Origin of the sequence: Actinomadura sp. NBRC 104425, assembly GCF_030269545.1 — a bacterium.
Lineage (GTDB): Bacteria > Actinomycetota > Actinomycetes > Streptosporangiales > Streptosporangiaceae > Spirillospora > Spirillospora keratinilytica.
The window spans coordinates 62,609-75,943 of record NZ_BSTN01000009.1 but is presented as its reverse complement, the minus strand read 5'-3'; the positions used below and the strand labels follow the sequence as shown (position 1 = coordinate 75,943).

Sequence of the window (13,335 nt, the reverse complement as noted above, 5' to 3'; positions counted from 1 at the left end):
CCGCTCCCGTGAGGGCAGCCCCTTGGCCACCTCCTGGCGGTACCGGCAGTGGTTCAGGGCCAGAGGCCGCGGCCTTGGAAGGTGTCGGGCGCGGCTGCGCTGGCCGCCGGGGGCTGCTCGTCGGTGAGCGTCATGGATGGGGGCGTTGTCGCGAATCCCCCGAGGCGTGCGGTGCTGTGGTGGGGGCTCACATGCTTAGCGGGGTGGGGGTGGGTAGGGGACGGGGCATGGTGAAGCAGGCACCGCAGGAGGTGCTCGACCAGAGCGTGGCGATCACGCGGGATGTGGCCGAGGCGGCGCAGCGGGAGATGTGGGACAAGGCGCAGCGCCGGCTGCCGGCCGTGCAGATGGGCATGGTGGCCGGGACGCTCGGCGCGCTGGCGACCGCGGCCTCGTACCGGCTGAGCGTGCTGCTGCTGGAGAAGAAGCTGCGGCCCGAGCTCGCCGCGGCCGTGGCGGCTGCCGCATACGGCGGCGGGGCGGGGGCGGCGGCGATGGCGGCGGTGCGGCGCTGGCGGGGGCACCCGGTGCCGCTGCCGACCGAGACCGCCCGCAAGGTCGCCGAGATTCTCGCGGACGCGGCCGCCGGCGACTAGGCCGGAGGTGGCTGCGTGCGGCCCGACGTGGTGGTCATGGTCGGGTTGCCGGGAAGCGGCAAATCGACCTGGGTGGCGGCGCATCTGGCCCGGACTCATGCGGTCGTGAGCAAGGACCACTGGCCGAACGCCCGCGGGCGGGAGGCGCGCCAGCGGCGGGTGCTGCACGAGCTGCTCGGCCGGGGACGCGACGTCGTCGTCGATAACACCAACCCGTCGCCGCGGGAGAGGGCGCCGATCATCGAGATCGCCCGGCGGCACGGGGCGACGGTGCGGGCCGTGTTCGTCGACGTGCCGCCCGAGGTGTGCCTGCAGCGCAACGCCGCCCGGACGGGGCGGGCCCGAGTACCGGAGGCCGGGATGCTGCACGCGAGAAAACGGCTCGTTCCCCCGGCGGTGAATGAGGGGTTCGACCGCGTCGACGTGATCAGGTTTGAGTCGGTTAGGGCGGATATTTCCGGGTAGCCGATACCCGTCGTCCAACACCGGGAGTGAGGGCCATGGAGTACGAGGCCAGCCGCACCATGCCGGCCGACGGCCGCGTGGTGTTCGACATCGCCGCGGACACGCAGACCATGCACCGGTGGCTGCCCGGCGAGATCGACGTGCACGAGGTCGCCCCCGGTATCGCCGAGGCCGAGGACCACGCCCGCGGCGTCGACCGCGAAGGTGTCATGCGCACCTCGCCCGAGCGGTTCCGGCTGGAGTGGGGAACCCGGGGCACGCCCGACTACACGGGCTGGCTCCAGGTCATGGACAGCCCCGGAGGCACCAGCGAGGTCGTGGTGCACCTGTCGTTCCTCGGCGACCAGCCGGAGGCGACGGGCGAGGCGCAGGCGCACGACCACGCCGAACGCGAGCTGCGGCAGGCGCTGGACCGCCTGGCGCAGGAGGTCGCCCGCCGCGCCGGGCAGCCCGGCGGGGGCTGACCGCCGCCCGGACATGGAGCCGGCCCGGGCGGCGGGGCGGATCCCGCCGGCCGGGCCGGACGTCGCAGGCGTGCCTACTTGCGGGCGACGAGGTGGTACTGCCGTTCGATCTCCCAGGCGGTCAGCGGGCGGTCGAACAGCATGACGCTGTCGATGCGGCAGTTGCAGGGATTCTGCTCCCGCGTGTTCTGCGGGAAACTGCCGCCGATCTTGATGCCGCGCGGGTCGGTCGCGCTGGTCGTGTGCGGGCCGGGGGTGCCGCCGATGGCCCACGGGTCGTCGTTGCGGGTGTAGAAGCCGGACAGCGGCTTGCCGTTCTTGTACAGGGCCATGGTGCCCTTGTCGAAGTCGAACGTCGCGGCCAGGAACACCCAGGTGTTGAGCGGCAGGATCTTCTGCCAGTCCTCGTCGGCGGCGAACGTCTGGGAGTTGCCGCCGTCAATGCGGCGGCCGAGGGCGACGACGCGCTGCTCGCCCTGCACGTCGATGATCTCCAGGAGGGCGCGCACGTCGTGGCCGTTGGAGTCGCCGCTGAGCACGCCCGCCAGCCCGGTCGCGTTGTACTTGTCGTTCGGGTCGGCGGTGTTGGAGTTGGGGCTCGGGTTGGCGCCGGTCATCTTGAACCAGCCCAGGACGGTGGCGCCGCGCGTGGCGTTGAACGCGCGCAGCGTCGGCACGCCGGTCTCGGAGTAGATCCCGGCCTTCCAGTCGTCGTTGCCCGCGACGGTCGGGTTGACCTGCCCGAGCTGGATCGAGCCCTTGCTGCCGCGGTGCGCGCCGTCCGGCACGCGCATGGCGGCGCCGCCGTTGACCAGGTCGATATCGGTGCCGGACGGACCGAGGTCGCGTTCGCGCGCCGGGTCGCCCTTGACGGGGTGCTCGAAGTCGTAGTGCGCCACCAGGCCGTGCCGGAGGCTGGGGAACACGTCCGGGCGGCCCTTGCCCGACGCCGCGTCGGCCTGGGCCTGCGCCGGGACCGCGGCGAGCGCACTGCCGAGCAGCGCCGCCACCGCGATACGGCGAACGATCATCGTTTTCTCCTTGGGGCGGGGGAGGTGTCCAGGGACGAAGGGGGCGGCCCGGGCGGGCGAGGGAGGTCTGGCGCCCGCCCGGGGCCGGCCGCACGGCCGCCGGAGCGTCGAAAAGCGGCCGTGCCGGTCACCTGCTGATCAGCCGGCGCGGGTTCCGGTGACGGTCAGGTTGCGCAGGCTGCCGACGTTGTCGAACGAGCCGAAGCCCACCCTGCCGGAGCGGAACGTGGTGTCGACGGCCGTCATCAGCGGGCGCTTCGAGCCGTCCATGTAGACGGCGATCTCGCCGGTGTCCGCGCAGTGCTTGATGCGCACGTCGTGCCACGCCTCGTCGGTGACGGCGGGCGGTGCGCCGTGCGGGACGAGCCGGTTGCCGTTCCACTGCTGGTCGATGCGCGCCCGGTCGGCGTCGTCCACCACGAAGATCCCGTTGTGCGGGTAGATGGTGTTGTCGCTGGACAGATGCGCGTAGTAGAAGCGGGTGTCGGACTGGTAGCCGAAGAGGAGGACCACGTCCCGGTTGCTGACCGACACCGGCGTGTCCAGCCGGACCTTGGCGGTGATCTCGGTGGAGCCGAGCTCAGGGCCCTTGCTCAGCACGGCGTACTCGTACGGGCGGCGCGGGCCGGGACGCTCGGTGCCGGCCTCGGCCAGCACGGCCTCGCGGCCGTTGAACCGCCACTTGGACGGGGTGACCGGCGTCCAGTCCTTGCCGGACGTGGCCTGCACGCGGACCGGCGTGGTGCGGCAGTCGGCGAAGGTCTTGGTGCCGACGACCTTCCAGATCTTGCCGTTGGCCTTGGCCAGCAGGTACGGCTCGCCCTGCGCGTCCTGGCCGAACCGGGCGTCCACGCGGGTGTCGCCGGCCAGCTGCTGCAGCGTGACGGGGTTGCCTTCGGTGTCGTAGGCGGCCATCGAGTAGAGCTGCGCGCGCTTCTGCCCGGTCGGGTCGCGCTGCATCTCCTTCTCCTCGGCGTACAGGAGCCGGCCGTTGACGATGTCGGTGATCAGGAACTTGCCGCGCAGGGCCGCCAGCTTCCCGCCGCGGTAGACGAAGCCGGTGGAGATGGCGTTGCCGCTGTCGGCGGTGCAGGACAGGTTCGGCGGACGGTCGTGGTCGTAGGCCGCCAGCGGGTAGGTGTAGCCGTACTTGGCGTCGTCCTCGGGCAGCGGGTGCAGGTAGCAGCGGTCGTTCTTGTCGAACCGGAACGCGCCCTCGCGCTCGCTCCAGCCGAAGTTGTCGCCGGGGCGCACGTCGTAGACGGCCTCGATGGCGTGCTCGCCGATGTGGCCGAGGAACATGCGCTTCTGCCCGCCGGTGTCCCAGCTGAACCGGTGCGGGTCGCGCATGCCGATGGCGTAGATCTCCTTGACCACGCCGTCGCGGCCGGCATACGGGTTGTCGGCGGGGATGCCGTACTTGCCGTTGTCGCTGTTGTTGCCGGCCGGGTCGATGCGCAGGATCTTGCCCTGCGGGACGGCGAGGTTCTGCGGGTCGCCGCCGTTGTCGCCGACGTTGCCGTTGCCGCCGTCGCCGACCGCCAGGTAGAGCTTGCCGTAGTCGGCGCTGCCGGGCCGGGCGTTGGGGTTGAAGTCGATCTGCTGGATGCCGTGGATGCGCCCGGAGAACCCGATGCGCAGCAGCTCGCGGTGGGTGCCGCTGAAGGTCTGCGCGGACGGGTCGTCGGCCGTCCACTCGGTGATGATGCCGTGGTAGGCGGTGTTCGGCTGCGGTGTCAGGTCGGGCTTCTTGGTGGTCAGCGCGTTACCGGACTCCACGTGCACGGTGTAGAACTTGCCGTTGCGCTTGAAGTCGGGGTGGAAGGCGACGAAGCCGAAGCCCTGGCCGAGGCCCTGGGCGGAGAAGAAGTCGGGGAACTGGGCCTTGACGTCCAGGTAGACGTGGTACCGGTAGGTCTTCTTGTCCAGGAAGTACAGGTTGCCGTTCAGGTCGGGCACGTACAGGCGGCCGGAGCTGTCGGGCACCTCGCCGACGTAGTTGATGCGGTTGTGCCGCACCAGCCGCGGGTCGGTGACCATGTCGGCCGGGGTGGGGGTGGATTCGGGGAGTTGGGCGACCTCTTTGAGGACCAGCCCGATTCCGGACGGTACGGGGTCTTCGGGAATGGGGTCGATGATCGGGTCGTCCGCCCTCGCCTGCGGCGGGGCCGCCAGCAGCACGGCGGCCAGAGCCGTGAACAGGGCTGTGACGAGTGCGACCAGTTTCGGAGGAGACCAGCGGATTTCTGTCATTCCGGCCCTCCAGGGGGGTGGGGGTGGGATGAAAGCGCTTTCTGTAAGCGCTTTCCTAGAACGTACGAGCGTCGATCCGGTCCGTCAAGAATGAACTTATGGCTGATGGTGTGGCCGGTTTCGGACGAAGTGCTGTCCCAACGTCAGCACAGCCGAAACCAGGAGTCCGGCCGGGGCCGCCGCCGCGAACCCGGCCAGCGTGAGCACCAGCGCGGCGCCCGCCGCGGGCGCCCACAGCCAGGTGGACACCGGCCGCGCCGGACGCCCCCGGCGCCGCCGCGCCGCCTCGGCCGCCAGCGGGGGGATGAGCGCCGGCAGCGCCGCCGCCAGCAGGGTCAGCCAGGACAGCAGCATCTGGTCCACGCGCAGCGCGGCCAGCACCGAGCCCGGCACCGCGATCGCCAGTACCGCCGCTGCGTGCGGCAGCGGCGGGGCGAACCGCCGGACGGCGAACACCCCCGAATGCACCGTCGCCAGCGTCGGAGCGATCACCGACGCGGCCACGAACAGGTTCGCCACCGGCAGCCCGTGCGGCCCGGCCAGCACCGCGACCACGTCGGTCGAGCCGCTGGAGGCCGCCAGCCCGGCCCCGACCACCGAGGCCGCCAGCGCCGGGACCACCAGCAGGCCCACGCACCAGGCCAGGTCGCGGCGGTCGCGCAGCCCCACCGTGAAGTCGGGCGCGCGCACCGCGAACACCGACACGTAGCCGACGTAGCCCGCCAGGTCGGTCGCCAGCGTGACCGGCGGTCCCGCGCGCGACCACGCCACCGGCGGGTCCGGCGGCGCCAGCCGCACCGCCACGATCGCCACCAGCGCGATCGCGGTGAGCGTGGTCCCCACCGCCACCGCGTTCCAGCGGCCGCTGCCGCCCAGCAGCACCGTCACCAGCGGCACCGCCAGCAGCGCCACCCCGACCGGGTCGGCCAGCCCGGTCAGCTCGCCAAGCGCCGCCCCGCCCAGGCCCACGTTGAACCCGAACCAGCCGACCATCGCCACCGCGAGCAGCCCGGTCAGCATCCGCTCGGCCGGGCCGGGCAGGTACCGCGGCATCAGCGCGGCCACCGCCACGCCGTCGCCGCGCGGCGGCCGCAGCCCCAGCCGTCCGCCCGCCGCCAGCAGCAGCGCCATGACCGCGCCGCCCGCCGCCAGCACCAGCACGGGCAGGACGCCGTCGTGCCGCCCGCCGATCTGCGCACCGAGCACCAGCGCGCCCGGCGCCGTGCCGATGCCCAGCCACGCGCCCGCCGCGCTGCGCCACGTCCGCTCGGGGACGCCGGCGGAGCCCGCGGGCCCAGACCGGTTCGACGATCCTGCCATGCCAGATCAGCGGCCCAGCTCGGGGATCTCGATGCGGCGCCCCTCCCGCCAGGACCGCAGGCCCAGCTCGGCGAGCTGCACGCCGCGCGCCCCGGCGTAGAAGTCCCAGGTGAACTCCGCGTCCTCGGCCACGTGCCGCAGGAACATCTCCCACTGCACCTTGAAGCCGTTGTCGAAGTCCTCGTTGTCGGGGACCTCCTGCCACTGGTCGCGGAACTTCTCGGTGGCGGGCAGGTCGGGGTTCCACACCGGCTTGGGCGTCATCGCGCGGTGCTGGACGCGGCAGCGGCGCAGCCCCGCGACGGCGCTGCCCTCGGTGCCGTCCACCTGGAACTCCACCAGCTCGTCGCGGAACACCCGGGTGGTCCACGACGAGTTGATCTGCGCGATGATCCCGCCGTCCAGCTCGAAGATGCCGTACGCGGCGTCGTCGGCGGTGCAGGTGTAGGTCTTGCCGTTCTCGTCCACCCGCTCGGGGATGTGCGTGGCGCCCAGGCACTGCACCGACCGCACCGGCGCGACGATGTCCTCCAGCACGTACCGCCAGTGGGCGAACATGTCGAGGATGATGCCGCCGCCGTCCTCGGCCCGGTAGTTCCAGCTGGGGCGCTGCGCCTCCTGCCAGTCGCCCTCGAACACCCAGTAGCCGAACTCGCCGCGCACCGACAGGATCCGGCCGAAGAACCCGCCGTCCACCAGCCGCTTGAGCTTGCGCAGCCCCGGCAGGAACAGCTTGTCCTGCACGACACCGTGCTTGACACCGGCCTCGTCGGCCAGCCGCGCCAGCGCCACCGCCTCGGCGGTGTCCTCGGCCAGCGGTTTCTCGGTGTAGACGTGCTTGCCCGCGGCGACCGCGGCGCGGATGGCCGCGGCCCGCGCGCTGGTCACCTGCGCGTCGAAGTAGATTTCGACGTCGGACCGTTCCAGCGCCGCGTTCAGGTCGGTCGTCCACTCGGTGAGCCCGTGCCGGTCGGCCAGCGCGCGCAGCTTGCCCGCGTTGCGCCCGACCAGCACCGGCTCCGGCCACAGCACGGTCCCGTCGGCCAGCCGCAGCCCGCCCTGGTCGCGGATCGCCAGGATCGAGCGCAGCAGATGCTGCCGGTACCCCATCCTGCCGGTCACGCCGTTCATGACGATCCCGAGGGGCCTGCGTGCCATCCGTTCCTCCTGTGTCCGTCGAGGACGCGGCGCCGTTCGCCGCGTCCGCGGCCTCGGTCCTCGCCGGGCGGCTCGATCGCCTGGCGGCTGTCTTCTTCGCTCCCACGGCCCCCGGGCCCGCCCCGGGTGGCCCACCCCGGCCCGGGCCGGGCCCGGCCTTGGCCCGGCGGCCTGGCCTTGGCCCGGCGGCCTGGCCTTGGCCCGGCGGCCTGGCCTTGGCCTGATGTCCGGCACCCGGCCTGGTAGCCCGGCCTCGGCCCGGTGCCCGGGACCTGGCCCGACGGTCCGGTCCCGGCGTCCGGCACCTGGCTCGGCGGCCCGGCCTCGGCCCGGTGACCTGGCCTTTGGCCTGGCGTCTGGCACCTGGCCTGGTGGCCCGGCCTCGGCCCGGTGGCCTGCACTTGGCCCCGTCCCTGGCCTGGCGTCCGGTACCCGGACCGGTTGCCCGCTGCTGACCCGGTGGTCCGGTCCCGGCGCGGTGACCTGCCCCCGGCCCGGCGCTTCGGCCCTGGCCTGGTGCCCCGCTCTCGGCCCGGCGGCTCGGCTCCGCCTGGCGGCCAGGATCGGGACGCCATTGCGGCGAGCGCGGCGCGCCGTCCAAGCCCGATGCCGCGCCGGCTCGGGTGGCGCGCGGTGTCGTCCCGCGTGCCCGGCCCGAGCCGCTTTCGCGCCCGGACGGCGCGCTCGCGCTCTCCGGCGGGCGGCCCGCGCGCCGCCCGGGACCGGTCAGTCGGCGGCGGCGCCGGCGCCCAGCAGCTCGCGGATGCGGGCGGTGACCCGCGCGAACTCCGGGGTGGCCACCGTGGTGGAGTACTCGCGCTCCGCCGGCAGGTCCACGTCGATGACCTCCGCGACCCGGCCCGGCCGGGACGTCATCACCACCACCCGGTTGGCCAGGTACGCCGCCTCGGCCACCGAGTGCGTGACCAGCAGCACCGTGGTGCCCGTCTCCCGCCAGATGCGGTTGAGCTCGATGTTGAGCTGCTCGCGGGTGAGGGCGTCCAGGGCGCCGAACGGCTCGTCCATCAGCAGCACCGGAGGCTCGTGCAGCAGCGCCCGGCACAGCGCCACGCGCTGCTGCATGCCGCCCGACAGCTCGTGCGGATAGGCGTCCTCGAAGCCGGTCAGCCCGGTCATCTCCATCAGCTCGGCGGCGCGCCGCCGGGCCTGCTCGGCGGGCATGCCGCGCATCTCCGCCTGCAGCAGGATGTTGCGCTTGGCCGTGCGCCATTCCAGCAGCGCCGCCCGCTGGAACACGTATCCGATGTCGTGCCGGGGCCCGGTCACCGTCTGGCTGCGCAGCCGCGCCGTGCCCGACGACGGCTTCAGCAGCCCCGACACCAGCTTCAGCAGCGTCGACTTGCCGCAGCCCGACGGCCCGACGATCGCCACGAACTGGCCCATCGGCACGGTCAGTGAGACCTCGGCCAGCGCCGTCACGTCGCGCTTTCGGGTGCGGAAGCGCACGGCCACGCGGTCGAGCTCCACGGCGTTCTTGGTCGCCCGGGCCGGTGCCCCGGCCGCTGTCTCCGCCTTGCTCATGATCCTCATCGCTGCTCGTCCCGTCGCTCGTCGGTGCGGGCACCGCCACGCGGCTCGCTCATCCGCGTCTCCCGCTCGCCTTCGGGGCGCCGGGAAGGCGGCGCCTTCCCTGCTCGCCCGTGCCTCGCTCTGCGGTGCGGGCGCCGGTGCGCCCCGCCGACCCGCTCATTTGCGTGTCACCCCTGCGGCGCGGTGTCGGCCAGCCAGTACTCCGACGGCGGCTGGGCCTTTTCGATCACACCGGCCTGATGGAAGACGTCGATCGTCTGCTTCCAGTCCGCCTCGGTGTTGACGCCGGGCGCCTTGCCCTGGGTGCTGGGCGTGTGCAGCAGCGTCAGCGTCGTCTTGAACTGCTCGGTCAGCACCGACACCGGCGGCAGCTGCTCGGAGGCGCCCTGCATGGACGCCACCGCGCCCGCCTGGTCGGACTGCGCCGCCGTCCACGCCTCGCTGGTCGCGGCGACCATCTTCTTCACCAGGTCGCGGTCGCTGCTCAGCTTGCGCTCGCCGACCAGCAGCCCGTTGGAGTAGAAGTTCAGCCCGTACTCCGAGAAGCGCAGGTACGACACCGGCTTGCCCGCCTTGTTCTGCATGGTCGGGCCCTGGTCGCTGGCGTAGCCGAGCAGCCCGTCGGCCTGCCCGGAGATCACCGCCGACATCTTGCCCGCCGGGTCGGTGTTCTGGATGCGCACGTCGCTCTCGCTCAGCCCGTTCTTCTGCAAGAAGACCGGGAAGGTGCGCGACAGCGCGTCGCCCGCGGTGCCCGCGATGCGCTTGCCCTTCAGGTCGGCGGGCGTCTTGATGCCGGTGGCGGTGAACGACTGCACCGACGCCGGGGTGGTCTGCAGGAACACGCCGATGCTCTTGACCGGCATGCCCTTGTCCACGGCCGCCAGCAGCGCCGGGGTGTCGGCCCAGCCGAAGTCGGTCTGGCCCGCGCCGGTCGCCTGGACGGTCTTCTGCGAGCCCTGGCCCGCGTTGATCGTCAGGTCGATGCCGTACTTCTCGTAGATGCCCTTCTTCTTGCCGTAGTAGAACGGCGCGTGCTCGCCGTAGGGGTACCAGTTGAGGGTCAGGGTGACCTTCTTCAGCTTCTTGCCCGAGGCGCTGGTGGTCTCCTCGCTGTCACCGCCGCCGCACGCCGACAGCGCCAGCGCGGGGATCAGGGCGGCGGCCGCCAGGGTGGCAAGTCGTCTCATTTCTCCGGCCTCCGAGGATGGGGTGGGTCACGCCGCTGGGGTCGAAGCGGGGTGCGGCGGCATGGGGGTGGGATGCGGACGCGGCGTCCGCTCAGAAGGTGGTGGTCGTGGCGTCCGCCCGGCGGCTGGCGTGCCAGGGCAGCAGCAGCCGTTCGGCCAGCTCGATCAGCACGAACAGCACGACGCCGAGCGCCGACATCACCAGCAGCGCGGCGAACAGCATCGGAGTGTCCAGGTTGCCGTTGGCCTGCTGGATCACATAGCCCAGGCCCTCGTTGGCGCCGACGAACTCGCCCACCACGGCGCCGGTGACGGCCAGTGTCACCGCCACCTTCAGCCCGGAGAACAGGTGCGGCAGCGAGGCCGGGAAGCGAATCTTGGCGAAGGTCTTCCAGGGGCCGGCGCCCATGGTGGCCGACAGCTGCAGCATCTCCGGATCGACCGACTTCAGACCGGTCACCATGGCGATGACCACCGGGAAGAAAGCGATCAGCACCGCGACGAAGATCTTGGGCGTCACCCCGAAGCCCAGCCAGACCACGAACAGCGGCGCGATGGCGATCTTCGGGATGACCTGCGCGAACAGCAGGATCGGGTAGAGGGTGCGCTCCACCGAGGAGGAGTACACCATCACCACGGCCGCGGCCACGCCGATCAGCGTGGCCAGGATGAACCCGGCCACCGTCTCGTACGTGGTCACCCAGCTGTGGTGCCAGATGTAGCCCCACTTGTCGACCATCAGGTCGAGCGTGGCCCCCGGCGAGGGCACCAGGTAGGACTCCACCAGTTCGGCCGCGGTGACCGCCCACCAGGCGGCCACGCAGGCCAGCAGCATCGCCACCGGCCGCCAGGACCGTTCCAGGGCCTCTCGGGCCCGTTCGCCCAGGGGCGGGCGGCCGCGTTCGACCACCGCCGCGTGCGGCGAGTTCTCGGCCGCGGGCGTCGCGGACGCCGCCGTGGACGTCGACGTCGTGCCCTGGCTCACCATCGGGGCCACCTCCGTGGTCGGCTTGGAAAGCGATTTCAGAAAGCGCTTTCTGATGTACCGTAAGAACGACGCAGCGCGCGGTCAAGAGGCGGTTCGGAAAGTGACCGCGCGACCGGGGCGACCGAGAGGGCGGCGATGGGAGAGCAGACGGGACCTGGGCGTTCGCACGTGACCCTGCGGGATGTGGCGCGGCGGGCAGGGGTGTCGCTGGCGACGGCTTCCCGGGTGCTCAACGGCACCGCGCAGGTGCGCGCCGACCTGCGCGAGCGGGTGCTGGCCGCGGCCGCCGAGCTGGCGTACGCGCCGAACGCGCACGCCCAGGCCCTGGCCAGCTCGTCCAGCAAGGCCATCGGCGTGATCTGCCACGACGTCAGCGACCCCTACTTCGCCGCGATCTCCCGCGGGGTGATGCGCACCGCCGCCGAACACGACCTGCTGGTCATGCTGGCCAGCACCTTCCGCGACCCCGACCGCGAGATCGAGTACATCGCGATGCTGCGCGCCCAGCGCGCCCGCGCCATCCTGCTCATCGGCTCCGGCTTCGAGGACCGCGCCTGGGAACGCGCCATGGCCGCCGAACTGGACCCCTACGTGCGCGCCGGCGGCCGCGTCGCGGTCGTCAGCCGGCACCGCAGCCTGCGCGTCGACACCGTCCAGCCGCAGAACCGCGAGGGCGCCGCCGCCCTGGCGCGCGCCCTGCTCGACCTCGGCCACCGCGACTTCGCCGTCCTGACCGGCCCGCGCTCGTTGACCACGGTCGCCGACCGGCTGGCCGGCTTCACCGGCGCGCTGGCCGACGCCGGGCTGCGCCCCCGCGTGGTGGAGGGCGGCTTCACCCGCGACGGCGGCTACGCGGCCGCCACCGAATTGCTCCGCCTCGACCCCCGTCCCACCTGCGTGTTCGCGGTCACCGACGTGATGGCGATCGGCGCGCTGACCGCCTTGCGCGACCACGGCGTCGACGTGCCCGGCGAGGTGTCCCTGGCGGGCTTCGACGACATCCCGATCGTCGCCGACCTGACCCCGCCCCTCACCACGGTCTCCCTCCCGCTGGACGAGATGGGCGAACGCGCCATGCGCCTGGCCCTCAAGGAACCTCGCGCCAGCCGCAGCCGCATCGAACGCATCGCCGGCCGGGTCGTCCTCCGCGCCAGCACCGCCCCGCCCCCCAGCGCCCCGACCCCGCGCGCGCCCCGCCCGGCAGCCCCCGCCGACCGCCGCCGGCACGGCACTTCCGCCCCGCGCCGAACCACCGCCCCCGGCAATTCCGCCACCCCCGCCCGCTAACGCGTGTCGGGCCCGCCCCCGAGCACCCGGCCGCCTGTATCTGCCGGGCCTCGATACCGGTGCCGCAGCCGACGCCCAGAACATCGGCTGCGGCACCACCGTCCACCGCCGATTAACGTTGTGGCGGTCTCATGACTGCCGTCCGGTGACTATGGTTCCGTGGCCGGAGCCACGGGTGGGCCGTCGGGGCCGGTGGCCTGGTGCGGCCACTTCGCCGAGTCGTCGCGTCGCAGCTGGGCCACCTCCTCCATGCGGTCGCCCGGGATGACGACCTGCGTGACGTCGACGGCCTTCTCGTCTCTTGCGCTGTAGCTGATGCGCACGATCTCCCACACCGGCAGGCCGGCCGGGATGAGCAGGAGTTTGCGCTCTTCGACGGTCGGCATGCGCACGCGCCGTCGCTCCAGCCACTCCAGGGGCCCGTGCCCTCGGCTCTCGATCGCGTCGATCCAGGCGCCCGGCCCGGTGCCGTAGGGGTCTTCGACCTCCGGCACCTCCTCCGAGATGCGGGGGTGGATCCACGTCGTCGAGATCTGGAAGGCCGGTTCGCCCTCCGGCCCGGTGACCCGGAGACGGCGCGTGACGACCTCCCCGACCGGCACGTTCAGCAGGTGCGCCAGTCGTGGGTCGTTGAGCGGAGCCTTGCCGGTCTTGGGGGTGATGTGGTGGGTCCACAGCTCGTTGCCCATCGCGGCCGGAAAGCTGTAACCGCCCGCGATCTGTTGGCCATCCTTCACATGCCGCGTGTTGCGCCTGACAATGTCCGTCCGCATGATGACTTTGCGGTGCCTCGGGCGCACGACGGTGCCCCTGCGCGGCACGGAGACCAGGCGGCCCTGCTCGGCCAGCTTACCGACGGCCCGCGCGACCGCGTTGCGGCTGACGCCGTAGTGCTCGGCAAGCCGCTCCATCGGCGGCAAGGTCTCGCCGGCCTGCCACTCGCCCTCATCGATGCGCCGCCGCAGATCCTCCGCGATCTCGCGATACCGCGCTGACCCCACCTACCGCCCCCTTCGCCGATGCATGTCGAGT

The 13,335-nt window shown here is 72.6% G+C and carries 12 protein-coding genes; 4 read left to right on the top strand and 8 right to left on the bottom strand.

From position 1 onward, the window contains the following. The first annotated feature begins 227 nt into the window (after positions 1-227). The 3 genes from QSK22_RS16145 to QSK22_RS16135 are packed head-to-tail and all read left to right on the top strand — an operon-like array spanning position 228 to position 1,525. Positions 228-596 carry a phage holin family protein gene (locus QSK22_RS16145; protein ID WP_285494996.1) on the top strand — a complete coding sequence of 123 codons (369 nt, stop codon included), beginning with the start codon at positions 228-230 and terminating at the stop codon, positions 594-596. A gap of 15 nt (positions 597-611) precedes the next feature. After that, positions 612-1,061: an ATP-binding protein gene (locus QSK22_RS16140; protein ID WP_285494995.1), complete on the top strand. Its 450-nt coding sequence runs from the start codon at positions 612-614 to the stop codon at positions 1,059-1,061. A gap of 35 nt (positions 1,062-1,096) precedes the next feature. After that, complete coding sequence (locus QSK22_RS16135; RefSeq protein WP_285494994.1) at positions 1,097-1,525, top strand: SRPBCC family protein; 429 nt, start codon at positions 1,097-1,099, stop codon at positions 1,523-1,525. Between the two features lie 74 nt (positions 1,526-1,599). Here QSK22_RS16135 and QSK22_RS16130 read toward each other — a convergent pair whose 3' ends face one another. From QSK22_RS16130 to QSK22_RS16100, 7 genes are all read right to left on the bottom strand, one after another. Continuing rightward, entirely contained in the window at positions 1,600-2,556 is a 957-nt protein-coding gene (locus QSK22_RS16130; RefSeq protein ID WP_285494993.1) for a LamG-like jellyroll fold domain-containing protein, read from the bottom strand. Between the two features lie 138 nt (positions 2,557-2,694). Then, positions 2,695-4,809, bottom strand: a complete 2,115-nt coding sequence (locus QSK22_RS16125; RefSeq protein WP_285494992.1) for a PQQ-dependent sugar dehydrogenase — start codon at positions 4,807-4,809, stop codon at positions 2,695-2,697. A 96-nt stretch (positions 4,810-4,905) separates the two neighbouring features. Next, positions 4,906-6,129: an SLC5/6 family protein gene (locus QSK22_RS16120; RefSeq protein ID WP_285494991.1), complete on the bottom strand. Its 1,224-nt coding sequence runs from the start codon at positions 6,127-6,129 to the stop codon at positions 4,906-4,908. Between the two features lie 6 nt (positions 6,130-6,135). Beyond that, positions 6,136-7,287, bottom strand: coding sequence for a Gfo/Idh/MocA family protein (locus QSK22_RS16115; protein ID WP_285494990.1), 1,152 nt, complete (start codon positions 7,285-7,287; stop codon positions 6,136-6,138). Positions 7,288-8,013: 726 nt separating this feature from the next. Continuing rightward, positions 8,014-8,829 (bottom strand): ABC transporter ATP-binding protein, encoded by an 816-nt coding sequence (locus QSK22_RS16110; protein WP_285494988.1) that lies wholly within the window; start codon positions 8,827-8,829, stop codon positions 8,014-8,016. Between the two features lie 176 nt (positions 8,830-9,005). Then, entirely contained in the window at positions 9,006-10,028 is a 1,023-nt protein-coding gene (locus QSK22_RS16105; protein WP_285494987.1) for an ABC transporter substrate-binding protein, read from the bottom strand. A 91-nt stretch (positions 10,029-10,119) separates the two neighbouring features. After that, entirely contained in the window at positions 10,120-11,016 is an 897-nt protein-coding gene (locus tag QSK22_RS16100) for an ABC transporter permease (RefSeq protein WP_285494986.1), read from the bottom strand. Positions 11,017-11,151: 135 nt separating this feature from the next. On the opposite strand from QSK22_RS16100, the gene QSK22_RS16095 reads away from it, so the two are divergent. Then, the gene (locus QSK22_RS16095) at positions 11,152-12,303 is read left to right on the top strand and encodes a LacI family DNA-binding transcriptional regulator (RefSeq protein WP_285494985.1); all 1,152 of its coding nucleotides are present in this window, start codon (positions 11,152-11,154) and stop codon (positions 12,301-12,303) included. 149 nt (positions 12,304-12,452) lie between these two features. Here the strand turns inward: QSK22_RS16095 and QSK22_RS16090 are convergent, their stop codons facing one another. Continuing rightward, a complete protein-coding gene (locus QSK22_RS16090) occupies positions 12,453-13,304 on the bottom strand; it encodes a GntR family transcriptional regulator (RefSeq protein WP_285494984.1) in 852 nt (283 codons plus the stop codon). Positions 13,305-13,335: the final 31 nt, after the last annotated feature.